The following is a 24,928-nucleotide window of genomic DNA, read 5'->3' as shown; positions in this document are numbered from 1 at the left end:
ACCATGGCCAGAGGGGGAGCGTTATCTCACACGGCAACACAGGCCTTCACCGCTAGTGATTTTATATAAGGTAAATCAAATAATTACGGTACTATTTTTTTCACGATAGCTAATAAGGTTCGCACATCTTCTGGGCGAGTATTGCCCGTTTTGCTGTCGATTATCGAACTGTAGATATGCGGGATAATTTTCGTTACCCCAGCATCCAGTGCAATTTGTACGATTTGTTCAAAATTATCCAGACTGATGCCGCCGGTGGGTTCCAACCAGAAGCCGGTAGCAGCACAAGCCTCAGCCACAAAACGGTACTCATCGATAGAGTCCAGCCCGTTCATTGGGAAAAACTTTAGCGAACTGCCGCCCATATCTTTCAACATAGCAATGGCGGTGGTCACTGGAACAATCGCTTCCTTTTGCTGTGAACTGAGTGGCCCGGTGGAGATATTTACGTAACCCACTTTGCCGGTCGGTGAAATCAAGCCATTCACCACAGTATCATGCTGCCCCAATAAAGCACGACTTGGGCCAACACCAGTAAATACCTGATTCACATGTTGCGGTTGCACCTGCTGTGAAATCTGGCTGACCATTGTTGATTGCTTCGGATCCCCCGCGCCCAACCCTACCGACAGGGCATTATCGATAAGAGCTGCGTATTCGCGCATATCTTTGACTGCGCTGTCGACATCAGAATAGTTCTTCGATAGCACCCCCACCAGGACATGGCCTTCAGCGGCTTGATAAATCTCGCGTGCATTCTCTTTTGAACCGGCCAGCACATTCAGGCACACCCGGTCACGGTAATAATTCGGGGTCAATTTCATTGGTCAGGCTCCCTTAGCCAGGCGGTTAATGCAGGTATAAATAATCTCGAGTTGCAATGGCGTGACACTGCGCACATCCACTTCAATTTTGCCTTCATTAGCTTTATAGGCGCGGAAGTAGATAGCAATATCGCCATTTTTCAGCGCATCCACCAGATCCGGTGTCGAGCGCCCCATTTTAGCTTCATCAAAACTGATTTCAGTACGGGCAATATCACGCCCGGCAGCATCCCAAACCACTTTCGCAGACACGCCGTCAATGGTATTTAACTGACTGATAAATGGTGTCATTTTTTCTACCATTTGCTGGCCGGTCTCTTTTTCCAGCGTCATATAGCTTTCAATAGCACGGGTCAGGCCGAGAATACCCTCTTTACCCACTTTCATCGCCCGGCCAATACCACTTGATTGCAACTTCACCCAATCAATATAGGTTTTCTTGCCTAACACCAGCCCGCTGGTTGGCCCTTCAATAGCTTTGGCACCGCTGTAAATCACCAAATCTGCACCCATCTGGTAATAACATTGCAAGTCTTCTTCTGCGGCCGCATCAACAATTAATGGCAATTGATGCTTGCGCGCAATCACTACCGCTTGCTCAACGGATAGAATGCTTTTTTGCACACAATGGTGGGATTTTATATACAAGATCGCCGCAGTATTTGGCGTGATCGCCGCTTCCAACTGTTCCGGTAAACATTCGTTGGCATAACCGGCTTCCACCACTTTGCCTCCCCCCAGCGTCACCATGGTATCGACCGGCGCACCGAAGTTAACGTTATGGCCCTTCGGCAGAACAATTTCGTGTGGCACTGCGCGCGGGGCAGCATGTAGATTAACCAGTAAATTGGCATCATCTTTCACGATCACCGCAGCGACCGACTGAGCAATACCGGCAGAAGCACAGGAGACAACCACCGCGCTCTCAACATTCAGCAAATCAGCAATGTAAGCACCGGTCTTATTGACCAAATCTTTCATTTCGAAGTAATGGTTTAGGCCCAAATCTACCGCCTCAACCACATCCTGCCGTGGCGTTGAAACGCCCAACATCGTCATGCGACCAGAAGCATTAATTACATGTTTTAACTGGTATTTTTCATAGACTGAAGACATCTTTTGACTTCCCTTCGTCAGTTAATACTACGTCACCAGCAACGACCGCCGCCAGTGGCACCAGATATGTCTCACCGGTAACCGATTTACCTTCTGAATCACTGAATAGCTGAGGTTGCTGTTTCAGCTCAAAAATCGTCAGGTCAGCGTCATAGCCCGTTGCCAGCATCCCTTTGTGAGTCAAATGCAGGGCTTGCGCGGCATTTTCTGTCACACAAGCAATAACCTGTTTAAGGCTCAAACCGAGGGTGAAAAATTTGGACATCACCGTCGCCAGGCTGTGCACTGGCCCATTAATACGGTTGCGACAATAGATGTCGGAGCTGATGGTGTGCGGGTAAATACCTTGCTTGATGGCCAGTTCGGCAACATCAAAGCTGAAACTGGCACTGCCATGCCCAACATCCAGTAATACACCGCGTTTCAATGCACGTTGGATAGAATCACGCAAGGTCCCGGCAGGGGTCAGAATACGATTGGGCTTACCGTTATAGCAGTGAGTAATAATATCGCCTTGCGTTAACAAGTCGGCAATCTCATCCAAGTCCGGCGGGTTATTGCCAATATGTACCATCAAGGGTAGCTGATTGTTTTCTTGTTGAATCTCTTTGGCTCGCACCAACGGTTTAATGCCGTTTTTACCGACCACGCTGCTGCTCATGCGGGCTTTAATACCGATAATAAAATCAGGATTACGGGCAATAGCCTGACTGACACTTTGCTTATCAATCTGCGTCATATCCGCTAATTCGTTTTGCGTCACGATGCCGGTTTTCGCAATATTCAGAAAAGCATAAACATGGGTTTTGGCGGTACGGGTTAGGCGGTAAAAATCATCCACATCATTGGCACCAGTGCTGCCGGCATCCACCACCGTCGTCACGCCACTGGCGACTCCGACCAAATCAGCTTCGTCATGATAAATAGGAGATGCGGGGTAACAATGCACATGGGAATCAATCCAGCCAGCACTGATGTAATATTTCCCGGCCAAATCCAACATTTTTTTAGCGCAAGAAACTGAAGGCTCGGCTTGATTATTATCTTCAGTGGTAATAGCCGCATCGACGGCCACAATTTTTCCATCATTAATTACGATATTAACCTGACGGCCGTCAACTAATAGTGCGCGTGTGATAATAAAGTCATACATTATCTTTATTCTCCATTATGTCCTTCTTACTTGACGTTGCAGCAGGGTTAGTAGGGTAAATATCCGGTAATTTGAATATTTACCCCTGACATCATGAAATAGCGACTGGGAAAATAGACCCTAAAATCATGGCACCCAAAATTGCGCCACCGGTAATCGGTTTATTCCACAGATAAAACAGTAAAGCGCCGCCTAAAGAACCCATCCCAATTGGAATTGATGCTGTTATGGCTGACAGGATAATCAATGGCCCGAGGAAACGGCCAGAGGAGTTACCGGCCCCCATCATAACGTCGGCACCATAAGTAGAATTACTTTGGTTAATCGTAAATTTACGCGCCAAAATAATCAGATAGCCGATAGCTAAACCAATAATCAGGCCGGTTACCAGTGAGGCGGCAAAATTAGCCACCGGGAAGACAAATCCGGCGCCCAGTAATAATGCTGGCACACCCAGACCAACACCGGTTTGAATCGCGCCACCAATATCTAAAATACCGACAAGCGAACCTTCAATAATACGGGCGAATAAGAAGCTGGCACCAAATGCCGCCACCGCACCATAAACACCGGTATCCATACCAGCACGTAGCATTGAAACAAATGCCACTTCGTTAAATGCACCGATACCATATAAATAATACATATGAGTACCCGCAAATACGCCGGAGGATAATAATCCTACAAAGATCGGAAATGACCAGTCGGCATACCAGAAATTATTCTTGGTTTGTTCATCCATCATCAAGCTCCTCTCGTTGTATTATTTTCCGCTCAATGCGTTATGAATGGTATCGAGCCAAACCGGCGCGCTCAGGCTAAATGACTCCAGGAATTTCAGATCGAATCCGCGGAAGAAACCACTGAGCACAAATAACAGAACAATCACTGTCATCATGATCTTAGTCACTTTATTCCAGCCGCTTTCCTCAACACCTTTACCAATTAAAATACCCAACACTAGACCAGGTACAGCGTTACCCATAATTAGCTGAGCCAACCCGCCAAAAATAGTGGCCCAGAAACCAGAGCGACGCCCGGCATCAATAGCCGCCAGCCAGAAAATAACCGGCATCACGGTGTTAACCAGAATATTTGCTGCTGGTACCAATACTTTAATGGCCGTAACCTGTAATGCTGCTGGTACCGCAGAAGCAGTGGTGTTTAGGAAACTGACAACAATAACCCCGATAATCCCGCAGGCAATTGCCATCTTTTTCGGGTTATGCATGGTTTCCGCTACATTACGATTTTTAATCATTAATGCGGCGGCACCCCAGTTAGGAATGATGCGGTGGTCGACGTCCTGAGTAAAGGCACCTGCTGCCACCGAAGAGGCCCAGGCGTTGAAGAAGAAACCTAATCCAAAGGAGAAGTGCGATGCAGGATCTCCCTCGCATGAGTTCAGTTCGCCCAGGGTACGAAATGCCCCCATCCCCTGTATTGTCGGTGCATGAAACATACGGGCGGCCCCAACACCTACCCCCACACCGACCAGTCCGCCGATAATAATCGACTTAAAAAGAATGATTAGAAACATCAGTATATCCTTTTCATTTAGATATGAAGACGACCTTATCCGTATTAATAATTGTCACGTTCACGGTAATATCTAATTCAACGCTATATGTCTTTCTTTCACGCGGCAGGAAAAAGAATAAAAACTTCTCATTTTTAACTGATAATTCTGCGTTTAATACTTTTACGTCTTGTGGCTCAATCCGTAACAGAATATTTTGTGTCGATTTCAACACCGTATTCTGGACATTACCGAGTGCATTAGCGAAAGCTTTTTCCTTAGTATCGCCTTTACCTTTCACTTGCACCTGAGTGGTATATTGCTCTTTCATTACGGTTGACCGTATTTCTTGATATAAGCGTCGACTAATCTCTGGCCTAATTCTTCTTTATCCATAAATCCGAAGCCCAGCACTTTGCAGCCTTCATTTATTGCCGTCACGCCTTCTTCAACAGAACGCATGCCGTATTTTGCTTTGTAACCATATTTATTTTGCGCCGTAATAGCGCCCGCACCGCCACTGCCGCAGAATGAAATGCCAAAGTCAGCTTTTTCACTGTTCATCACATCACCCAATTTCATGTCTGCGGCAACACCGGGAATAACCACTACGCGGCCACCAGCCAATTCAACACCCTGGCCCACTTTTTGGCCTTTACCTAAACGGTCGCCAATCACAACGGTAATTTGACTCATAGTCACTTCTCCAGATCACTGTTTTATGGGTTATTGTCTTTCGCTACTTCAAAATGCACCGACAACAAATAGGCTTCTTCAATGGGCAAATTGGCAAATTTATCGACCACTTGCTGGGCCATTTGCATCGAATGTGCTGAAATCTCATCAAATAATGATTTATCCACTTCAGGTAATGGCTCACCAGTTATGGAACGCAATACCATGGCACGGATATGTGATGTCAACATTTGTTGCTGAACTTTATTGGTAAAAATATTTTCACTATTTAACATTGCGGTAATTTCAGCTAATACCCGCTCAGTAATAATCATTACCTCTTCTTTTCCAGGTTCCTCGGCGGCATTTAATGCGGCTACATCATTCACGCTGGCAATCCCCTATTTTTGCTATATCCGTCATACTTCAGGTTGTAGGGCCGTTGGCTACGTTTTCTCGCCCTAGTGATTTACTTCAGGGACTCACTCCTTTGCCGCCTACCCACAACTCGAATTATTTAAGGTCTGTAACAACTTTCTGATGATAAAGATAAGTTCAGTTATCTTCTCTCTGCGCTGTAACATCACCCTACCTGCAAGCGGAATAGCTGTGTAGCGGCTTTTTTTCCAGTTCAAAGTGGAAATGTAATGTACCGGTGGGATCACTTTCGCAAAAAACGCCTGTTAGATAGTTAACTTAATCATTAACAACAAAATAACTTTTATATAAATACGTCAGTGCGGTTTGTAGTGGAAAAAAGTTCGTGATCCTGATCTCTTTCTTTTCTAGTCAGAAGCGCCTAATATCAGATCAATATTAAGCTATTTTCTAACACCCCCTCTCCTATGGCGTGGGGGTGTTGTTTTTATGTTTTGCTGAAATTGAATTGGAGAGTGGTATGACCAAGCCAACCATCACGATTAACGAGCTGGATGCTGAACGTTTGGATGCGTTACTGGCGCAACCGGCTTTTGCCGGTACAGTGGTCGCTCAAGCGCTCAATGAAGAACTGGATCGTGCAGAAATTCTGCCACCAAACGCCATTCCGGCAGATGTGGTGACCATGAATAGCCGTGTGCGTTTTCGCGATCTGAATAACCAGGAAGAGCATATCCGCACGCTGGTGTATCCGGCATCGCTACAAGACAGTAACGAACAACTTTCCGTGATGGCTCCGCTGGGCGCGGCATTGCTGGGGCTGCACGTCAATGATGAAATTAGTTGGAAGCTACCAGGTGGGGATGAAGCCCGCATTACTGTGTTAGAACTGCTGTACCAGCCAGAAGCAGCCGGTGAATATCACCGCTAACACTATTACCAAAGCCATTGGCGTTACCGCCAGGCGGTAAATGGACAAGCCCCGAATCACTGACTCAAGTCAGTGATTCGGGTGAAAGGGATTATTAACGATACTTTTTATGGTAGGTATCGCGGGTCGGTTTAAAGTCTTGCGCTGCTTTTTTAGCTTCATCGAGCTTGCCTTGATTCGCTAATGCCAGCGCACCATCAATCTGCCCGATAAATAAGTCCAAACCATGACGGAAATCCTTCACCTCCGCGCTACCCTCGCCTTTACTCTTCAACTTGGTAGGTATGCCCTTTTGTGCATCCTGCGCCGCTGCACGCATCGCCTGCAAGCCTTGCTTCATCACATCAGTAGAGTCAGCCTTCAACACTTTGCCGTAATTATCAGCAATGGTTTCCATGTTATCAGCCACGCTGGCAGCCATCGCTAAAGTGCTGGCGCTGAGTAACACCGCCGCCATTAACGCCATCATTTTCTTACCCATGCTCACATTCCTTCTATACCCTTCTAACGTGGCGTTGCAGCAGGGTTTCGCAGCAAGACCAAATTGGGGATGGGATTATTGTTATTGAAATACTGATCATTAGTACATTGCTCACACTTAACATAGGCAATAGACACTGAAACTGACAATGATTTCTTGTAATCAATTAAGAAATGAGATGAGGGCTGAATAAAAATCAAAAAAAAAGCCAGCAACCAATGCCAGCTTTAGGTGTGAAGCTACACGATGTTATTCGCCCGCAATCTTCATCGCAGGTAATAAAACAGAGCCACACTGAATGTTACTGCGGGTTTCGATATCACTGCCTACGCTGACAATATTACGCAGCATATCTTTCAGATTACCGGCAATCGTTATCTCACTGACTGGATACTGAATCTCACCGTTTTCAACCCAAAAACCTGCCGCGCCGCGGGAATAGTCACCGGTTACGGTACTGACTCCCTGGCCCATCAGTTCAGTTACCACCAAACCTTTGTCCAATTGCTTCAGCATCCCGGCGAAATCCTGCCCCTGACCGGCAATACGCCAGTTATGGATACCACCAGCATGACCGGTACTTTGCAGCCCCAGTTTACGGGCTGAATAGCTGGTCAACAGATAGGTTTGCAGTACCCCATCTTTAACGATTTCCCGTTGTAAAGTACGCACACCTTCACTATCGAACGGGGTCGAAGCCAGACCACGCAGTAAATGTGGGTGCTCTTCAATAGTTAACCACTCAGGTAAAATCTGTTTACCCAAATGATCGAGCAAGAAGGTCGATTTACGGTAGATATTGCCGCCGCTGATCGCCGAAACCAAGTGACCAAACAAGCCGGTCGCCACTTCAGCGGCAAACAGCACCGGTGATTGCATGGTCGGCAGTTTACGTGGCGATAAGCGGGATAAAGTACGACGAGCGCACTCCTCACCAACCCATTCCGGGCTGGCTAAATCTTCCATCCGTCGGCCAATGGTATAAGCGTAATCTCGCTCCATATCACCATTATGTTCAGCGATAACGCTGCTGGAAAGCGAATGGCGACTTGAGCAATAGCTCTGTAACATGCCGTGGCTGTTACCAAACACCTTGATGCCATAATGGCTGTTAAAACTGCCACCTTCGGTATTGGTAATCCGCTTATCGGCCTGCAATGCAGCCTGCTCCGCCCGGGCGGCCAGCAAGATACCTTGTTCTGCATCCAAATCGCTCGGATGGAACAGGTCCAAATCAGGCGCCTCAAAAGCCAGCAGCGATTTATCTGCCGCGCCAGCGTAGGGATCAGGTGAAGTGTAACGAGCAATATCCAGCGCAGCCTGCACCGTGCGGGCGACTGCATCTGGATTTAAATCGGTGGTAGACGCGCTACCTTTACGCTGCTGGTGATAAACAGTAATTCCCAGCGCACCATCGCTGTTGAACTCCACATTTTCCACTTCACCAAAGCGAGTGCTGACACTAATTCCGGTGGTTTTACTTACAGCGACTTCGGCCGCATCAGAACCCACACGGGCCAATTCCAAAGCCTGTGCAACCGCTTGTTCCAGCGTTTTACGCTGTTCTGCAACTTGAGTGACTACTTTCATCAGTCTGCCATAATTAATGAGATAATCGTTCAGGAAAGAGTCGTAACACGACGACTTACACGGATACAATATAGAACGCCATGGTTCTGAGTCTATCAGAGATCTTTGTACTATTTCGCAGAAAGCCAACAACCTGCTACGATTAGCCTCTTTTTAAGGAATTTGACCATGAACAAACAGCCCGAAGATTGGCTAGATGAAGTCCCAGAAGATAAAGACGAAGATGACGATGAAATTATCTGGGTCAGTAAAAGTGAAATTAAACGTGATGCCGAAGCGCTGAAAGAACTCGGCACCGAGCTGGTTGAGCTGGGTAAAAATGCGCTGGAGAAAATCCAACTGGATGAAGATCTGCTGGCAGCCGTTGAACTGGCACAGAAAATCAAGAAAGAAGGCCGCCGCCGCCAGATCCAGTTAATTGGTAAAATGCTACGTGCCCGTGATGTAGAACCTATCCAAACCGCATTGGATAAGCTGAAAAATCGCCATAACCAACAAATCTCGCTGTTCCACAAGCTGGAAATGCTGCGTGACCGTTTGGTTGAAGAAGGTGATGTCGCGATCCCTACGGTGTTGGATCTATATCCAGATGCGGATCGCCAACAACTGCGTAGCCTGATACGTAATGCCCAGAAAGAGAAAGCCACTAACAAGCCACCGAAATCATTCCGTCAGATCTTCCAATATCTGCGTGAACTGTCTGAAAAGCAGCAATAATCGGGCGGGGCCGGGTCTGACTCGGCTCCCGACTCAAGAAGGCTAATTCACACTATATTGAAACGCAGGCTGCCTGCTAACTCCTCTTCCGCTTCCTCAAGCAGCAGCACAATCGCACCGAAGCGGCGTTTGTGGCGGTGATTGAAATGAATAAATTCAATCTCTACCGGTAAGGCTATCTCACCTGTGACCACATCCCACAGAGCATCCAGATTGGCGCCAAAATCTTCGCTCAGCGCAAATTTTTGGCAAAATGCGCGGTAAAATGCAGGAAGATCGGATATATGGTCAAAATCAAATACCACTTTTACCATCTTCTCACTCCATCCGAATGAAACGCTTGTAGTGATCCTGAGTTAGATAAATCAGGCCATCATTGGAGTACAGCAAACGATCGCTACCGCGATGCCCACAACGATAATTAACATCGGCTTCACGCCAGTTACGGCCTTTCGCCTCAGGCAGTTGGCGTTCACGGTTAGAAAAACGATCGCCGCCAATCGCTCTGCCTGGCAATACTTTACACAGATTGCCGTCTTTGGGATCCCAGCCCTGCGCACGCGCCTGCTGCTTGGTAAGGTAAAAATCCGGCAGGCGATGATGCACTTGTAGGTATTTAGCCACCTGCTGGTGCTGGGTCAATTGTTCAATCGATGCAGATGCCGATAAAGGTGGGCGTTCCAGATCCGCCGATTGACCGATATCACGCGCCGTGACACCGCCAATCCCCTGCAATGCCGCCACTGCCAGCAACAGTATTGCGCCCAGAATGGCCATAAGTCGTTTATTCATGGTTCTCCTTAACCCTCAGGCTGCCAATAGCTGTTGTGCTGCTCATTGCGATAACCCATGCCCACGTTTTATTCACCAATCCAATTTATAAATTACCCAAATGCAGGGTTTTGACTTCCATAAACTCATCTAACCCCAGCACTGACCCTTCACGGCCAAGGCCAGACTCTTTAACACCACCGAAAGGTGCCAGCTCAGTAGAAACTGAACTTTCATTGACACCAATCATACCGCTTTCCAACGCATCTGAAACCCGGAATACACGTTGCAGATTCTGAGTATAGAAGTAAGCTGCCAGCCCGAACGGCGTGTCATTAGCTCGTTTGATAACTTCCTCTTCGGTTTTGAAGCGGAAGCAGGCAGCCAGTGGGCCAAATGTCTCTTCAGAGGCGACTTTCATCTGCTCATTAGCATCGGCAATAACTGTAGGCTGGAAGAAATTTCCCCCCAGTTGATGACGACTGCCCCCCGCCAGCAGGCGACCGCCCTTTTCAAGCGCATCTTTGACGTGATCCTCAACTTTCTCCAGCCCGGCGAGATTAATCAATGGCCCCATATTGACGTCTTTATCCATACCATTACCAACATTCAGTTTTTTAACCTCAGTGGCTAAACGGCTGACAAACTCGTCATACACACCATCCTGAATGTAAAAACGATTGACGCACACGCACACCTGCCCGGCATTGCGGAATTTACACGCCATCGCACCAGCAACTGCGGCATCCAAATCAGCATCATCAAACACGATATACGGCGCGTTACCGCCCAGTTCCATGGAAATTTTCTTCATGGTGGCTGCGGCATTACGCATTAAGGTTTTGCCAACTTCGGTTGAGCCGGTAAAGGAGATTTTACGCACTTCCGGGCTGGCCATGATGGCATCACTGATGGCATGCGTATCGCCCGCAACACCATTGAGCACGCCAGCAGGCACACCGGCTTGCTCTGCCAATGCCAGTAAAGCAAAAGCGGATAACGGCGTGTTATTGGCCGGTTTAATCAATCCGGTACAACCGGCAGCCAATGCTGGCCCCAGTTTGCGGGTTAACATTGCCAGCGGGAAATTCCACGGCGTGATGGCCGCCACCACACCAACCGGTTCGCGAGTAGCCAGAATGCGTGCCCCCTCTTTGGCTGGCGGAATAATCTCACCATTGGCACGTTTGGCCTGCTCACTAAACCATTGAATAAAGCTGGCGGCATAGGCGACCTCGCCTAAGGCTTCTTTCAATGGTTTACCTTGCTCAGAAACCATTATCTCAGCCAATGATTGCTGATGTTCCATAATCAACAAATACCAACGCTGAAGAATTTCCGCCCGCTGCTTGGCGGGTGTTTTTCGCCAAGCGGGGAAAGCCGCACTGGCGGCCTTAATCGCGGCTTCAGTTTCTTGGGTACCCGATTTAGCCACTTTCGCCACCAACTGGCCGGTAGCAGGGTTATGTACGTCGAAAGTGTCCTGCGCCTGATGCCATTTACCACCAACAAAATAGCCGATATGGTACACACCGTCGCTGTGTCGTTGGTTTTGTAATGGATTGTGCAATGGATCGCGTAATAGATTTTGTGCTGACATCTTGTCGACCTCCTGAGGGAAAGGATGCCCCCATCAATGGAGGGCGAGGAAGGTTGCTTCACTATGAAGTATATACCCAAAGAACTTGGAGTTGCAGGTAGGCTGCCAGTGAACACATCCCGATGAGCTGACTCAGGTCAGTGATTCGGGTAAGTGAGCGCCGCTAACAACCCTGTGGTTTCACTCTAAAGGGGATACTCAAAGTCATTGGAATCACAGGTAGGCTGCCAGTGAACACATCCCGATGAGCTGACTCAGGTCAGTGATTCGGGTAAGTGAGCGCCGCTAACAACCCTGTGGTTTCACTCTAAAGGGGATACTCAAAGTCATTGGAATCACAGGTAGGCTGCCAGTGAATGCATCCCGATGAGCTGACTCAGGTCAGTGATTCGGGTAAGTGAGCGCCGCTAACAACCCTGTGGTTTCACTCTAAAGGGGATACTCAAAGTCATTGGAATCACAGGTAGGCTGCCAGTGAATGCATCCCGATGAGCTGACTCAGGTCAGTGATTCGGGTAAGTGAGCGCCGCTAACAACCCTGTGGTTTCAAGGACGAAGAGTATCGCTAGATAAGCGCACTCTGATAACGATGCAACATATCCGCCAACCGCTTTACCGGGCGGATAACAGAATCAGGCGATTGATAATCGACTAATTTTTGCTGATATTGATCTAATTCCTGTAGTAAACGGGCGAAGTAATAGCGCCGCTTCTGGTCATTTTTGGCATTAATAACCCGATCGGCGGTATAGCGGATCTGTTTGTGAAAAGCACTCAATTCAGCATTAACTGGGATCTCGGTGTTATTGAGCCGCTGATGGGCGATGATCAGCGTCAATGCCAGTCGATACTTATCAATATCACCGGGGAACATCATCAATAATTGATTCAGTTGTTGATACAACGCCGGTAGATGGTTTTCGCTGCGGCGGACTTTATTGGTGGTCAATGCCGATACCGCACTGTAAACAAAGCGGTTTAGCAAGGTTCTGCCGGTTCGGTCCTTGGCATTATCGCGGATCAACAACAGCACAATCAGAGAAACGAAACAGCCGACAATCTGCCCCAACGCACTGTCGAGGAACATACTGACATTAAACTCCATCGGGTTGCTCAACACCATGATATTGATAGTACTGGCCAATGTTCCCAGCGAGCCAAGACGGCGCTTTTGCACTTCGATACCAATAATAAATGCCAGTAATCCCAGACTGATGCACAGCAACAGCATACTTTGCTGGGTCGCAGGGATAATAAACATGAAATAGAGCGCCCCAATAGGCAGCGCCATAATCACCCCTAGCAGGAAGTCGATCGCCACCATCCGTGGATTGGGGGTGCGCATTGCCAGTGAGGTCACCACCGCAATCATGACCATACAGCCCGCCCCAGATGTCCAGCCAGTCCACAGCCAGAATAGGCCGCCGATCGCCGTAGCAATACCGGTACGCAAGCCATTGATCATCGCATGATGACCTTCGGCTGAAACATGTTTGATTGGCTCATCGCCGTCCAGAATACCTTCTTCCACCCGGCTGATACTGCTGTTGGTATGAATCCCTTTTGATAGCAATAAATAACGTGTCGCCGCCCCCACCCAACTGCTGATGGTCGCAGGGATCGCCGCACTGTGACTGCCGCCAATATATTGACGCAATTTCTTCATCTGCTGATGAATTTCAGCCGGCGTCTCTGCCGGTTCACTCAGCATCACGTTCAGCTCGGCACTGAGTAAGTCGGGATGATTGATCAATACCAGATAGGTTTCGCAGGCTTGAGTGATCAGGGCTAATGACGCCGTGTGCAACACCCGTAAGCGGCGGTTACAACGCTGCCAGCGGGAAGATTCCATCATCAGATAACTACGCATCCCATTCAGTGCCGTGGTATTTTTAACCAGATCATTCCAGGCCCGATCGATATCGTTTTTTTCTGCCGGACGAATACATAACTGCAATAATTTATATTGATCTACCAGCACCTTATCGACCAGACGATCAATATCCTGCTTGATCGATCGTGGTGAAAACAGCAGATCCGCCATCACCGCGCAGACGATCCCCAGCACAATCTCGCTACAGCGCTCGACAGCAAACTGCGGTGTCAGTAATGGCGTTTCACCGGTGGTGACAATGATAATCAGCGCAGTGTAACCCGCCAGCCCGAATGCGTAAGAGTTCTCAACCCGAACCAGTGAGGAGATCCAAGTACAAACGCCAGCCCACAAACAGCAAAGCATCAGGGTTAATACTGGTGCTCTGATAGTCAGAACGATGATAACCAAACCACCGATACAGCCGATGAATGTCCCGATAATACGTAACCAGCCTCGGTGACGAATCGCACCAGAGAATGGCTCACCGCCCGCAGCAAATGCCGGGCCAGCAGCAACAATGGCCGCCGTCAGCACCGACCAACGTGGTGTTTCCAATTGCAGATGAAAGCCCAGAAACAGCGCGGCCACAATGGCAAAACTGAGTTTGAACGCAAAGCGCAGGCGAATAAATGTCGGGCTGTTCATCTTAACCAAACTCACGCAGGCGATGCATCAACTTAACAATCGGTGAAGCCTGATTAGGATTGCGATCAGTCGCCCCGGTTATCACCACGGTAGCCGTCGTCCCTGCGGGATAGGGATGCTGTTGATCTTCACTGTCCAAACGGATCTTCACCGGTACTCGTTGCGCCAACCGCACCCATTCCAGATTATTGTCAATCGTCGCCAACCCTTTGCTATCGACACTGCTGCTGCTGTTGGTGACACCGGCGGAGACACTGTCGACAGTACCGTGCAAAATACGGTTGCTGCCCAGTGGGGTGATTTCCGCCCGATACCCGCCTTTAACCCCCTCCAGCTTGGTCTCTTCCAAATAGGCCAAAATATAGAAAGTATCTTTTTTCACCAGTGCAACAGCGGTAGCGCCACGGTTAATAAACTCCCCGGCATGAACATTCAGATTCGTCACCCAGCCTTGTGCAGGCGCGCGCACGGTGGTGCGTTCCAGATCAAGTTTGGCTAAATCTCGTACCGCGATAGCTTTTGCCAACTGATGCCTGGCGGTTTGTAATCCGTTGTTGGACTGGTCAATTTCTTCTTGTGACATCGCCTGAATCCCCAAACGTTGCCGCCGGCCGGATTCACGTTGTTTCTCCGCCGCCAGTGTTTGGTAATAGGCCACATCGGCCTCGGCTTCAGCCAACGCCTGCTGGTAGCGCGGTTGGTCAATAACAAACAAAATCTGCCCTTTCTGCACCAGTTGATTGTCTTTTACCGGCACATCGGTGATCAAGCCACTGACATCCGGTGCGATAGCCACCACATCGGCAGTGAATTTGGCATCACGGGTCCAGGGTGATTCGGTATAAAAAGCCCAAACTTTGAAAATAGCGATAACCGCCAGTAAAACCACCAATAAGGTGATGCCGATACGGATTATTTTTAATGAAAAAGTACTCACGGCGACCTCAGGAAAAAAGACGGGATATTAAATAGAAAAGACAACAATACAGCGCGGTATTAAAGAGTGCTGGATGCCAGACAAACTCATAAATACCAGTAGGTTGTAGCACACGGCGCAAAACAAAGAACAGCGCCAGCGAAAGGAGCAACTCAAAAAATATTGGCGGAAAAGAGAGGCCAAATATCACCATCACCGGAAGCAACGTCATTCTGTAGATCCTTTCTATTATAGGGTGCCGGTGAACCAGCCATAAGACTAACTTGTAGGTTAAACTTAACTAAGCAACATGACTGTAACCTTAGCGAGGCGAGATAACACTTCGACAGCGTGGCTTGCAAACCTAAAACGATTCTCCCGACAGCAGTATATTAGCCTGCTTATTATCACCTTATCTACGATGTGTGATCTAAATCACTTTTAAGCTACAGTTAACAATCAAGCGTTAGCAATCAACTCAGGGTGAACCATGGAAAGACTAAAACGGATGTCAGTATTTGCCAAGGTGGTTGAGTGTGGGTCTTTTACTGGCGCCGCACGGCAGTTAGAAATGAGTGTGTCGTCGATTAGCCAAACAGTGTCAAAACTGGAAACCGAGCTGAATGTTAAGCTGCTTAACCGCAGTACTCGCCGCATTGGTTTAACTGAGGCAGGCCGAATTTACTATCAGGGTTGTCGGCGCATGTTGCAGGAAGTACAGGAAGTCCATGAACAACTCTATGCCTTTAACAACACCCCAACCGGAACCTTACGCATCGGCTGCTCATCGACGATGGCACAAAATGTACTGGCAACGATGACAGCAGAGATGTTGAAAGAGTATCCCGGCCTATCCGTTAATCTGGTCACCGGCATTCCGGCACCGGATTTAATTGCTGATGGTTTAGATGTGGTGGTCCGCGTTGGTGCATTACAGGATTCGGGGCTATTTTCACGCCGCCTTGGTTCCATGCCGATGGTGGTCTGCGCCGCCAAAAGTTATTTAGCACAACATGGTACACCAGAAAAACCCAGTGATATGACCAATTTCTCCTGGCTGGAATATAGCGTGCGACCAGACAGTAACTTTGAGCTAATCGCGCCAGAAGGTATTACCACGCAAATATCGCCACAGGGCCGCTTTGTCACCAATGACTCACAAACCATGATCCGTTGGCTTAACGCGGGTGCGGGTATCGCTTACGCACCGTTAATGTGGGTAATAGAGGAAATTAAACGCGGCGAGGTGGAAATACTGTTTAAAAAATACCATTCAGATCCGCGCCCAGTATATGCGCTCTATACCGAGAAAGATAAAATGCCACTTAAAGTTCAGGTCTGTATCGACTATTTGACCGAGTACTTTAAACGAGTGGCTGAGGTATATCAGGGATATCGCTGAATATACTATAGCTATTGGATGCCCAGTTGAGAACTAAACTGAGCATCCAACTACCAACCCCTACGCCGTGCCACCCACCGTCAGATTGTCTAACTTCAAAGTAGGTTGGCCGACGCCAACTGGCAGGCTTTGCCCCTCTTTGCCGCAAACGCCGACACCTTTATCCAGCGCCAGATCGTTGCCGACCATCGAAATCTGCTGCATGGCTTCGATGCCAGAACCAATCAAAGTGGCCCCTTTCACCGCACGGGTGATTTTACCTTTTTCGATTAAGTAAGCTTCGGAGGTTGAGAACACAAACTTGCCGGATGTAATATCCACCTGACCGCCGCCAAAGTTAGGCGCGTACAGGCCATATTCCACACTGGCGATAATCTCTTCCGGTGTCGATTTACCGGCCAGCATATAGGTATTGGTCATCCGTGGCATTGGCAAGTGCGCGTAGGATTCACGGCGGCCATTACCGGTCGGTGCAACGCCCATCAGGCGCGCGTTCAACTTATCCTGCATGTAACCTTTCAAAATACCGTTCTCAATCAGCACGTTGTATTGGCCCGGCACCCCTTCATCGTCGATAGCCAGCGAGCCACGGCGGCCTTGCATAGTGCCATCGTCCACCACGGTACACAGTTCTGACGCGACCAATTTACCCATTTGGCCGCTGAAGACTGAGCTACCACGGCGGTTGAAATCACCTTCCAAACCATGACCGACCGCTTCGTGCAACAATACACCCGGCCAACCTGCACCTAAGACTACTGGCATAGCGCCAGCAGGGGCGGCAACAGCCGACAGATTTACCAGTGCCATTCTGACCGCTTCATTGGCAAAGTTATCAGCTCGCACTTCGCCATCCACAGTTTCGAGGAAGTAGTCATAACCAAAACGACCACCACCACCACTGGCACCGCGTTCGCGTTTGCCGTTGTCTTCCACCAATACGCTGACCGACAGCCGCACTAATGGGCGCACATCTGCCGCCAGCGTGCCGTCGGTGGCCGCGACCAGGATTTGCTCATAGACACCGGTCAAACTGGCACTGACTTCCTGCACCCGCTTATCAGCAGCACGGGCCACTTTATCGACCCGATGGAGCAGCGCAATTTTATCTTCGCGCGACAAGCTTTGTAGCGGGTCTAGCAAGGGATAAAGCGCCTGATAGTGAATCTCACCCAAGGTATGCACTTTACCGTTACCGTTATCACGCACAATACTGCGTGCGGCATGAGCACTTTGTTGTAAAGCATTCAGGGTGATTTGGTCGGCATAAGCAAAACCAGTTTTTTCACCGCTGACCGCGCGCACCCCCACACCCTGATCAATATTGTACGAGCCATCTTTGATGATGCTGTCTTCCAACACCCAGGCCTCGTGGTAGCTGGACTGGAAATACAGGTCAGCATAATCGAGGCGGCGTTCAGACAACTGCCCCAACACTGAGAACAAGTCCTGATGGTTCAGCTTGTTAGCAGCGAGTAACTGCTCACTGACAAACGAGAGGCTCATAGTTTTCACTCTTTAATTAGATGATGGTTTATGCGATGACGGCAACGGAGACGGCAGGAAGCGATTGTGCTGCAATACCGGCATCTGATTACGGATAATGTTCAAACCTGTGGTTTCAATTTTTACTTTTAAGGCAGCAACCGCATCTGGGTTCTGCCCTAATATTTTACCCCAGGCATCAACCGCCATAGTGTGGCCCCAGGTGCGGCGGGTGGCGCCATGACGCCCTACCTGTGCTGCGGCCAGTATCACGCACTGGTTTTCAATCGCCCGTGCGCGCAATAAAATCTCCCAGTGAGCTTCACCGGTCATTTTGGTAAAGGCCGCCGGCACCGAAATAATCTCAGCCCCCTGCGCCCGCAAAGCTTGGAATAAGCCTGGAAAACGTAAATCATAACAAACCGTCATGCCCAAGCGGCCTACCGGTGTATCAACCACCGTCAGTTGTTCACCCGGCTGATAAGTATCAGATTCACGATAGCGGCCATGAATATCGTTAATATCCACATCAAACATGTGAATTTTGTCGTAACGAGCTTTAAGTTCGCCCTGGTCATCAAACAGCAAGCTACTGGTAGTGATAAGCTCCGGTGACTCGCGGCTTATCATCGGCATGGAGCCCACTTGAATCCACACTCCGTAATGGCGTGCCATCTCGCGAATTTGCTGTTGCAGCGGCCCGTCATTATGTTGCTCGGCATGGTGTCGATAAGAGGCAGCATTGGCAAATAACAGTGCATTTTCCGGCGTCATAACCAGTTTAATACCAGAGTTTAACTGTTTGATCTGCTGCTCAATTTGAGCCAGATTGTCACGGGTATTTTCACCGCTGCATAACTGCAATAATGCAACATTGGCATTTTTCATGGCGCCTTACTCTCCTTTAGCTGGCGTAATACTTCATGGATGGTTGGTTGATCCAAGCTACCGGTAATCTGGTAACGAATCAGCGAAACCTTGCTCCATAATGGCCCTAATATCTTCGAGGCAGCAAATACCGCAGCCCCAACCACTGGGTTGATCGCAAAGGCTGTTGCGACGCCGACAGTGGCAGAAATCTCTGGTGTAATAACCGCTTCCATGGCTATCTGGCGTTTAACCAAGTCCACATTACCACTCATGGCAATATCGGCCGCCAATCCATCCACCACTAAATCATTGGTGTGCATTACACCATTTTTAATATTGGCCGTGCCCCGAATAGAATCAAACGCAAAGTCACGACTAAACGTATCACTAAAATCAAGCTGGAGCTTACGTAATAGTGCGTCAAAGCTGACCAAACGCAGTAACTGACCGGCGCGCCCACCACCGAGATCGCTCAGTTGGCCTCTGCCCAATCTACTCTTTAATGTCCCATTCAGGGTATTAATCTGTGGCTGCCACGGGACTCCACGCCAGTTAACATCGGCATTGATATCAAAAGAGGCATCTTTTATCGGTGTTGTCAGGCCGAAGAATGAAATGGTTTCATCGATCTTCGGCCCGCTCAGCGCGATATTAAGCGCGGTTTTATCGCCATTGCTGTCTTGCTGCCATTGGCCGGAAACTTTAGCCCGCCCATTGCCAGCCTCAATCAAGCCGTTAGTTAACGTCAGCACCGAGCCTTTCGGCGTCAGATCTGCGTTAATACGCCCAACATTTTGCCCCAGAATCCAACAAGATTTGCAGCGTAATTGCAGCGCAGGCCAATCACGGAACGAAATTTTACTGGCAGTTTGTGGCTCCTGCAACGCAGCTTGCGCCAGGGGATCTTGTGCTTCGTGCGTGGTCCATTGCGGGTTGTAATAAAGATAATCGATATCAGCATGCCATGGCCCATGTTCGGCCATCAGCAGGCTACCATCCACTTCCTGACCTTTTGCCGTGACGTGAGTACCGGTTAATAATGGCTCAACCAGCAGTGTCAGTTGGTGCCAAGCCTGCCCACCAACCAAAAGCTGTGGCGTCTGTAAAGTCAGCCGGGTAGGAAGTATCACATTGGATTTATTGCCTTTTATTTTTGCTGGTACTGATGCGCTAAAAGGTGTGCTGACACTGGTAAACTCCGGTGCCAGCAACGCCAACCAACTCTCACCATCCAGTGCCGGTAGTTTAAGGACCAAACCTTTATCCTCCGGCAGTGGCGGGACTTTTTTGCTGTCGGATTGCCAGATAGCCCGCGCCAGCTCTACTTGTTCTTTTTGCAACAACCATTGGCTGTTGAATGTATTGTTGCTGCCAGCACTGCCGGAGAGGGTAAACGCCTCCAGCCCCCCCACCACCTGTACATGCATGGGTAATGCCTGACCACTTGTTTTATCTAGTGGAGCAGGTAAGTGACTGCTTACTTTCTTCAGGTCAGCCGTCAGATCAATTTTATAGTCTGGCTTGCCATTTTTCGGTAATTGTACGGCGACTTTGCCTTGCCAATTGGCGCTACCACTGAGCAATTTCGCGACATCAGCGGGAACGCCGGGCAACTTGGCCGGTAACCAGTCACCACGCAACCCAACATTCACCAAAAAGTTTTTTGGCTGCTCTTGCGTAGTGAAATCAACCGTCAATGGCTGCCCAAACCAGTTAGCGGATAAGGTATCGCTATCAAGATTGCCATCGTTGAAGCGGAACTTGCCACTGATGTTTTCCAGTTGGCTTTGCAATGGCTTCACCAACAAGCTGTTGTTATTGAGCGTCACTTCGCCGCTGGCGTGGGTAATACGGTCTTCTTCCAACGGAATATCCAAATGTAAGCGCCCACTAACTTTACCGCCGACTTGCAGCTCTTCCAGAGTTTCCGCCACAGAATCATGCAGTGGTGTCTCCGTAAAGTAGTCATGAATATCACGCCCTTCGCCAACCACTTCGGCGTCGACATACAGCTTTTCTTTCAGATAGTCAGGGATAATCGCGCTGATATTACTGCCAGTGACCTTACCCAACATCGCGTGAGGGGCATCCATCCATAAACCTTCGTTGAGGAAATTGAGGTCGATTGCCAAATTCTCTAACGCAGGCCAATCTGGTTGGAATTGGAAGGTGGCGTTACGCAGTGGCACATAAACCTGGAACTGGCCCTCTTTATGTTTATAAGGAAAATCATGAGGATTGCCGTTATAAATAAGTGTTGCGTTGTCTACCTGCCCACCCTGTAACGCCTCGGTCAGATAATCTGCCAACTTCTTACCCATCAGCGGTTCAGGGAAATAGCGCCATGCATCGGCCGCATCATACAGGCGGATGCCGGCCAGGATTTTCAGCCATGGCTGCCCAATATCGGGTTGCTGATAGTGGAAGCTGCCGTTGCCCCACAGCGATTTAGCTCGGACATCGAGCTGGTCACTCCACAGTTCCCAGCCTTTATCATCAATCTGCCAGTTGACTGCACCACTGGCCTGACTAACTTCCAGCGGCGCGCGGAACATATCACCATAAGGTAATAGGCTGTCTTTGAGATTGATATCCAACCGCCCACGCGCTGCGGAACCACTCAGCGCACCGGCAAAATTATTAACCCCCGGCAACAAATCCCATTGTTGCCAACTGATATTGTGCCATTTAGCCTGAAAACGGGTTTTTTCTGGTTGGCTGATAGGAATGTCCAATGCCAGTGCATCAATATTCCCTTGTGGCCGCAAATCCGCCCAACGATTCATCAGCTCAGGGGTAAAAAGTGACAAGGTCGGTAACAGTGGCCCCACCCGCTCCAATTGAATATTGGCGGCGCGAATGCGTAACTCCAGGGATTGGTCTGGGCCAATAAACTGCGTGTTTTCCGGTAACCACAGGGCAGATAAATGCCCTTTAGGCCATGCCTGACCATCGGTTTTCAGTCTTAGCTCCGGCGCATCAACCTGCCAGCCACTACCCTGACGGCGGCCTTCCAACACAAAATCATCTACCGCCAACTGATGTGATTTGCCCGCGACAGTCCAATTGGCCTGCCCCTCACTGAGTAACACATTGCCACTGTAAATAGTGCCACTCTTGATACTCAGCCAGGCCGCCAGACTAAATTCCGCATTGTCCAGCCCGGTATTGGTGTGCAGCCAGCGGCTGATCCACGGTTTCAGGTCGATCTTGTCGGCCTGCATATAGACCATGCCATTATTTAGGATGCCCTGATTATCGTGTAGATCCATCCGCACCTGCACCACACCGTGCTGACCATTAATGGTCGACAGGCTGATCTGCCCCTCGGCGCGATGCCGGTTCCGGGAGTTAAGCCAAGTGAGTTGTGGAATCTCTAATTCAGCGCGCGGGCCAGATGGGGTGAGGAATGAGACACGACTGTTACGCAGATCAAAGTGATCTAATTGACGCAGGAAGATATCAGTCAGATTACTCGCTTCAAGATTGCGGCTGCTGTTTTGCTGCATATCCAGTGTGGTGTTCAAATCTAACTGTAACTGATAGAAGGTCATATCGCGGAACTGCCAGCGCCAGTGCAACAGTGACTGCCACACATCAAGCGCAAGGGTCACCCGCTGCACCTGCCAATCGGCTTTCGGCAATTTAGCGCGAATATCGCGCAATTCCAACGTTGGGCCGAACGGTTCCCACGATCCCTGCATGAACCCCACTTCCAGTGGAATACCGCTGATGGACTGAACCTTGGCCACGATTTGCAGACGATAGTCGTTGATGAGAGGCAGCATCATGCGTAGCCCACTGACCAACAGTGCCACCACAACAATCATTGTGGCGCCTGTCGCAAATATTATCCTGGGCAGTCGCCTCACACATCTCTCCTTGCTATCCGCTGCAAGTGTGGCAGCGGGAAATCTTACATCATCACCACATCAAACTGTTCTTGGTTATACAGTGGTTCAATCTGCACTTTGACCTGCTTGCCGACGAAGATCTCCACTTCAGCCAGAGCATGCGACTCCTCACCTTTCAGTGCTTCTCCTACCGCTGGAGACGCATAGACCAGGAAGCGATCAGAATCGTAAGCGTGGTGCACTCGGACAATTTCACGCAATATCTCATAGCACACGGTTTCTACCGATTTAACGGTGCCACGGCCACGGCAGGTTGGACATTCGTTGCATAAAACATGCTCGATGCTCTCCCGCGTGCGTTTGCGGGTCATTTCGACTAAGCCTAGCTGAGAGAAACCATTAATACTGGTTTTTACCCGATCTTTACTCAATGCCTGTTCTAATGAATGCAATACACGACGACGATGCTCTTCATTACTCATATCAATGAAATCAATAATGATAATCCCCCCCAAATTACGCATGCGTAGCTGGCGGGCAATGGCCTGAGTGGCTTCAATATTGGTATTGAAAATAGTCTCGTCGAGATTACGATGCCCCACAAAAGCACCGGTGTTGATATCCACCGTGGTCATGGCTTCAGTTTGATCAATAATCAGGTAACCACCTGATTTTAGCTCAACTTTACGTTCCAATGAGCGCTGGATTTCATTTTCAACATCGTAAAGATCGAAAATTGGCTGTTTGCCCGAGTACAAATCCAGCTTTGCAGTCATTTCAGGAATGTATTCGCTGGTAAATTCCACCAGCAGGTCATAAGTCAGCTTGGAGTCGATTCGGATTTTATCCAGTGCCGCACCGGCAAAATCACGTAGTACGCGTTGCGCCAGTGCCATCTCGCCATACAACTTATATTTGGTGATATTGCGTTTCTTCCGCTCCTGGACTTTAGTCCACAGGCGCTTGAGGAAGGCAGCATCGGCTGATAGCTCTTCTTCGCCAATTCCTTCAGCGGCAGTACGGATAATAAAACCGCCCTGTTCATCGCAGTAAGCCGCCACGGTTTTTTTCAGACGTTCGCGTTCGACTTCACTTTCAATTCGCTGCGACACCCCAACATGGGCCGCTCCTGGCATGAGTACCAGATAACGAGAGGGTAGAGTGATATCCGTGGTCAAACGTGCGCCTTTGGTGCCGAGGGGGTCTTTCACCACCTGCACCATTAAATCCTGTCCCTGGCGCACCAGTTCAGCGATATCGCGCACATTGAAATTTTTCTGTTCATCCCCGGCCACGCATTCGGTGTGGGGCATGATATCGGAGGCATGGAGGAAGGCGGCCTTATCCAGACCAATATCGACAAACGCCGCTTGCATGCCCGGTAAAACCCGGCTGACACGACCTTTGTAGATATTACCGACGATCCCTCTTTTCGCTTCTCGCTCAATGTGTATTTCTTGCAAGATGCCACCATCAATGTAGGCAACTCGCGTTTCAGACGGTGTGATATTGACCAGTAATTCAGCTGTCATGTATTCCTCTCACATTACGTAGCGCAATGAAATTACTTAGTAATTCATGGGTTTCTACCAACGGCAGCCCCACTACGGCATGGTAACTGCCGGTAATGGTTCTGACGAAACAACCACCTTTCCCCTGAATACCGTAAGCGCCCGCTTTGTCCATGGGTTCACCGGTAGCAATATAGTCACTGATTTCCAACTGGGATAACACACGAAATGTCACATCTGTCACCACCATGGCAGATAATACATCTTGCCGATCAGCCAGAGACACCGCAGTAATCACCTGATGTTGCTGACCGGACAGCGCATTCAATATTCGCTGCGCATCGGTTTTATCCCGTGGTTTTTCTAAAACTTGCCCATTTAACACCACGATGGTATCGGCCCCTAATACCGGCAGATCCTGTGGTGCGACCTTCACCCCAGCCTGAGCTTTCTCCAACGCTAAGCGCCGGACATACTCTTGCGCACTCTCCTCTGGATGGCGTTGCTCTTCGACCTCGGTTTTCAGTACCTCAAAAGGGACATCAAGCAGGGCCAGTAATTCACGGCGACGCGGAGAGCCAGAGGCAAGATACAGGGCAGTCATGGGTCTTAAG

24 protein-coding genes are annotated in these 24,928 nt (G+C 49.2%); 3 read left to right on the top strand and 21 right to left on the bottom strand.

Going from position 1 to position 24,928, the window contains the following annotated elements; translation table 11 throughout:
* Window positions 1-83 precede the first annotated feature (83 nt).
* The 8 genes from dagF to V1953_RS01940 all read right to left on the bottom strand — a co-directional run bounded on the left by dagF (window position 84) and on the right by V1953_RS01940 (window position 5,676).
* Window positions 84-824 carry a 2-dehydro-3-deoxy-phosphogluconate aldolase gene (dagF, locus tag V1953_RS01975; RefSeq protein WP_420072715.1) on the bottom strand — a complete coding sequence of 247 codons (741 nt, stop codon included), beginning with the start codon at window positions 822-824 and terminating at the stop codon, window positions 84-86.
* A 3-nt stretch (window positions 825-827) separates the two neighbouring features.
* Window positions 828-1,940, bottom strand: a complete 1,113-nt coding sequence (locus V1953_RS01970) for a DgaE family pyridoxal phosphate-dependent ammonia lyase (RefSeq protein ID WP_442820457.1) — start codon at window positions 1,938-1,940, stop codon at window positions 828-830.
* Window positions 1,924-3,093, bottom strand: a complete 1,170-nt coding sequence (locus V1953_RS01965; protein WP_372569704.1) for an amidohydrolase/deacetylase family metallohydrolase — start codon at window positions 3,091-3,093, stop codon at window positions 1,924-1,926. The genes V1953_RS01970 and V1953_RS01965 overlap by 17 nt, the downstream gene beginning before the upstream one ends.
* A gap of 91 nt (window positions 3,094-3,184) precedes the next feature.
* Window positions 3,185-3,835: a DUF4310 family protein gene (locus V1953_RS01960; protein ID WP_442851295.1), complete on the bottom strand. Its 651-nt coding sequence runs from the start codon at window positions 3,833-3,835 to the stop codon at window positions 3,185-3,187.
* A 21-nt stretch (window positions 3,836-3,856) separates the two neighbouring features.
* Window positions 3,857-4,633 (bottom strand): DUF4311 domain-containing protein, encoded by a 777-nt coding sequence (locus V1953_RS01955; RefSeq protein ID WP_004392358.1) that lies wholly within the window; start codon window positions 4,631-4,633, stop codon window positions 3,857-3,859.
* 13 nt (window positions 4,634-4,646) lie between these two features.
* On the bottom strand, window positions 4,647-4,943 hold the full coding sequence (locus V1953_RS01950) for a DUF4312 family protein (RefSeq protein WP_083162226.1): 297 nt from the start codon (window positions 4,941-4,943) through the stop codon (window positions 4,647-4,649).
* Window positions 4,943-5,308, bottom strand: a complete 366-nt coding sequence (locus V1953_RS01945; RefSeq protein ID WP_083162224.1) for a glycine-rich SFCGS family protein — start codon at window positions 5,306-5,308, stop codon at window positions 4,943-4,945. The genes V1953_RS01950 and V1953_RS01945 overlap by 1 nt, the downstream gene beginning before the upstream one ends.
* 23 nt (window positions 5,309-5,331) lie before the next feature.
* Window positions 5,332-5,676 carry a PRD domain-containing protein gene (locus tag V1953_RS01940; protein ID WP_083162222.1) on the bottom strand — a complete coding sequence of 115 codons (345 nt, stop codon included), beginning with the start codon at window positions 5,674-5,676 and terminating at the stop codon, window positions 5,332-5,334.
* A 509-nt stretch (window positions 5,677-6,185) separates the two neighbouring features.
* Here V1953_RS01940 and rnk point away from each other — a divergent pair.
* Complete coding sequence (gene rnk, locus V1953_RS01935) at window positions 6,186-6,596, top strand: nucleoside diphosphate kinase regulator (RefSeq protein WP_083164033.1); 411 nt, start codon at window positions 6,186-6,188, stop codon at window positions 6,594-6,596.
* Between the two features lie 94 nt (window positions 6,597-6,690).
* Here the strand turns inward: rnk and cybC are convergent, their stop codons facing one another.
* Window positions 6,691-7,077, bottom strand: a complete 387-nt coding sequence (gene cybC / locus V1953_RS01930) for a cytochrome b562 (RefSeq protein WP_083162220.1) — start codon at window positions 7,075-7,077, stop codon at window positions 6,691-6,693.
* A gap of 249 nt (window positions 7,078-7,326) precedes the next feature.
* Window positions 7,327-8,667, bottom strand: coding sequence for a metalloprotease PmbA (pmbA, locus tag V1953_RS01925; RefSeq protein ID WP_083162218.1), 1,341 nt, complete (start codon window positions 8,665-8,667; stop codon window positions 7,327-7,329).
* 168 nt (window positions 8,668-8,835) lie between these two features.
* On the opposite strand from pmbA, the gene yjgA reads away from it, so the two are divergent.
* Window positions 8,836-9,384 carry a ribosome biogenesis factor YjgA gene (yjgA, locus tag V1953_RS01920; protein WP_083162216.1) on the top strand — a complete coding sequence of 183 codons (549 nt, stop codon included), beginning with the start codon at window positions 8,836-8,838 and terminating at the stop codon, window positions 9,382-9,384.
* Between the two features lie 47 nt (window positions 9,385-9,431).
* Here the strand turns inward: yjgA and V1953_RS01915 are convergent, their stop codons facing one another.
* The 6 genes from V1953_RS01915 to aaeX all read right to left on the bottom strand — a co-directional run bounded on the left by V1953_RS01915 (window position 9,432) and on the right by aaeX (window position 15,424).
* Window positions 9,432-9,698 carry a barstar family protein gene (locus V1953_RS01915; RefSeq protein WP_083162214.1) on the bottom strand — a complete coding sequence of 89 codons (267 nt, stop codon included), beginning with the start codon at window positions 9,696-9,698 and terminating at the stop codon, window positions 9,432-9,434.
* Between the two features lie 4 nt (window positions 9,699-9,702).
* Entirely contained in the window at window positions 9,703-10,176 is a 474-nt protein-coding gene (locus tag V1953_RS01910) for a ribonuclease (RefSeq protein WP_193784767.1), read from the bottom strand.
* Window positions 10,177-10,261: 85 nt separating this feature from the next.
* Window positions 10,262-11,755: an NAD-dependent succinate-semialdehyde dehydrogenase gene (locus V1953_RS01905; RefSeq protein ID WP_083162212.1), complete on the bottom strand. Its 1,494-nt coding sequence runs from the start codon at window positions 11,753-11,755 to the stop codon at window positions 10,262-10,264.
* Window positions 11,756-12,320: 565 nt separating this feature from the next.
* Entirely contained in the window at window positions 12,321-14,276 is a 1,956-nt protein-coding gene (gene aaeB, locus V1953_RS01900) for a p-hydroxybenzoic acid efflux pump subunit AaeB (RefSeq protein ID WP_442850590.1), read from the bottom strand.
* 1 nt (window position 14,277) lies between these two features.
* A complete protein-coding gene (gene aaeA, locus V1953_RS01895; protein WP_442850589.1) occupies window positions 14,278-15,213 on the bottom strand; it encodes a p-hydroxybenzoic acid efflux pump subunit AaeA in 936 nt (311 codons plus the stop codon).
* Window positions 15,214-15,220: 7 nt separating this feature from the next.
* Window positions 15,221-15,424, bottom strand: a complete 204-nt coding sequence (gene aaeX / locus V1953_RS01890; protein ID WP_083162208.1) for a p-hydroxybenzoic acid efflux pump operon protein AaeX — start codon at window positions 15,422-15,424, stop codon at window positions 15,221-15,223.
* A gap of 258 nt (window positions 15,425-15,682) precedes the next feature.
* Between aaeX and aaeR the strand changes: the two genes are divergently transcribed.
* Window positions 15,683-16,594, top strand: coding sequence for an HTH-type transcriptional activator AaeR (aaeR, locus tag V1953_RS01885; protein ID WP_050087664.1), 912 nt, complete (start codon window positions 15,683-15,685; stop codon window positions 16,592-16,594).
* Window positions 16,595-16,654: 60 nt separating this feature from the next.
* On the opposite strand, the gene tldD is transcribed toward aaeR, so the two are convergent.
* Genes tldD through V1953_RS01860 form a run of 5 tightly spaced genes read right to left on the bottom strand, consistent with a single transcriptional unit; the run spans window position 16,655 to window position 24,918 of the window.
* Window positions 16,655-18,100, bottom strand: a complete 1,446-nt coding sequence (gene tldD, locus V1953_RS01880) for a metalloprotease TldD (RefSeq protein ID WP_083162204.1) — start codon at window positions 18,098-18,100, stop codon at window positions 16,655-16,657.
* Window positions 18,101-18,112: 12 nt separating this feature from the next.
* Window positions 18,113-18,967, bottom strand: a complete 855-nt coding sequence (gene nit1, locus V1953_RS01875) for a deaminated glutathione amidase (RefSeq protein WP_083162202.1) — start codon at window positions 18,965-18,967, stop codon at window positions 18,113-18,115.
* The gene (gene yhdP / locus V1953_RS01870; protein WP_442850588.1) at window positions 18,964-22,821 is read right to left on the bottom strand and encodes an AsmA2 domain-containing protein YhdP; all 3,858 of its coding nucleotides are present in this window, start codon (window positions 22,819-22,821) and stop codon (window positions 18,964-18,966) included. Before yhdP ends, nit1 begins: the two co-directional genes overlap by 4 nt.
* Window positions 22,822-22,865: 44 nt before the next feature.
* Window positions 22,866-24,335, bottom strand: a complete 1,470-nt coding sequence (gene rng, locus V1953_RS01865) for a ribonuclease G (protein WP_102970524.1) — start codon at window positions 24,333-24,335, stop codon at window positions 22,866-22,868.
* Window positions 24,325-24,918, bottom strand: a complete 594-nt coding sequence (locus V1953_RS01860; RefSeq protein WP_083162198.1) for a Maf family protein — start codon at window positions 24,916-24,918, stop codon at window positions 24,325-24,327. Before V1953_RS01860 ends, rng begins: the two co-directional genes overlap by 11 nt.
* Window positions 24,919-24,928 lie beyond the last annotated feature (10 nt).

Origin of the sequence: Yersinia sp. 2541 StPb PI (assembly GCF_052217145.1) — a bacterium.
Lineage (GTDB): Bacteria > Pseudomonadota > Gammaproteobacteria > Enterobacterales > Enterobacteriaceae > Yersinia > Yersinia enterocolitica_E.
Note: the sequence above shows the minus strand (reverse complement) of the source record. Positions and strands in the feature narration are given on the sequence as shown.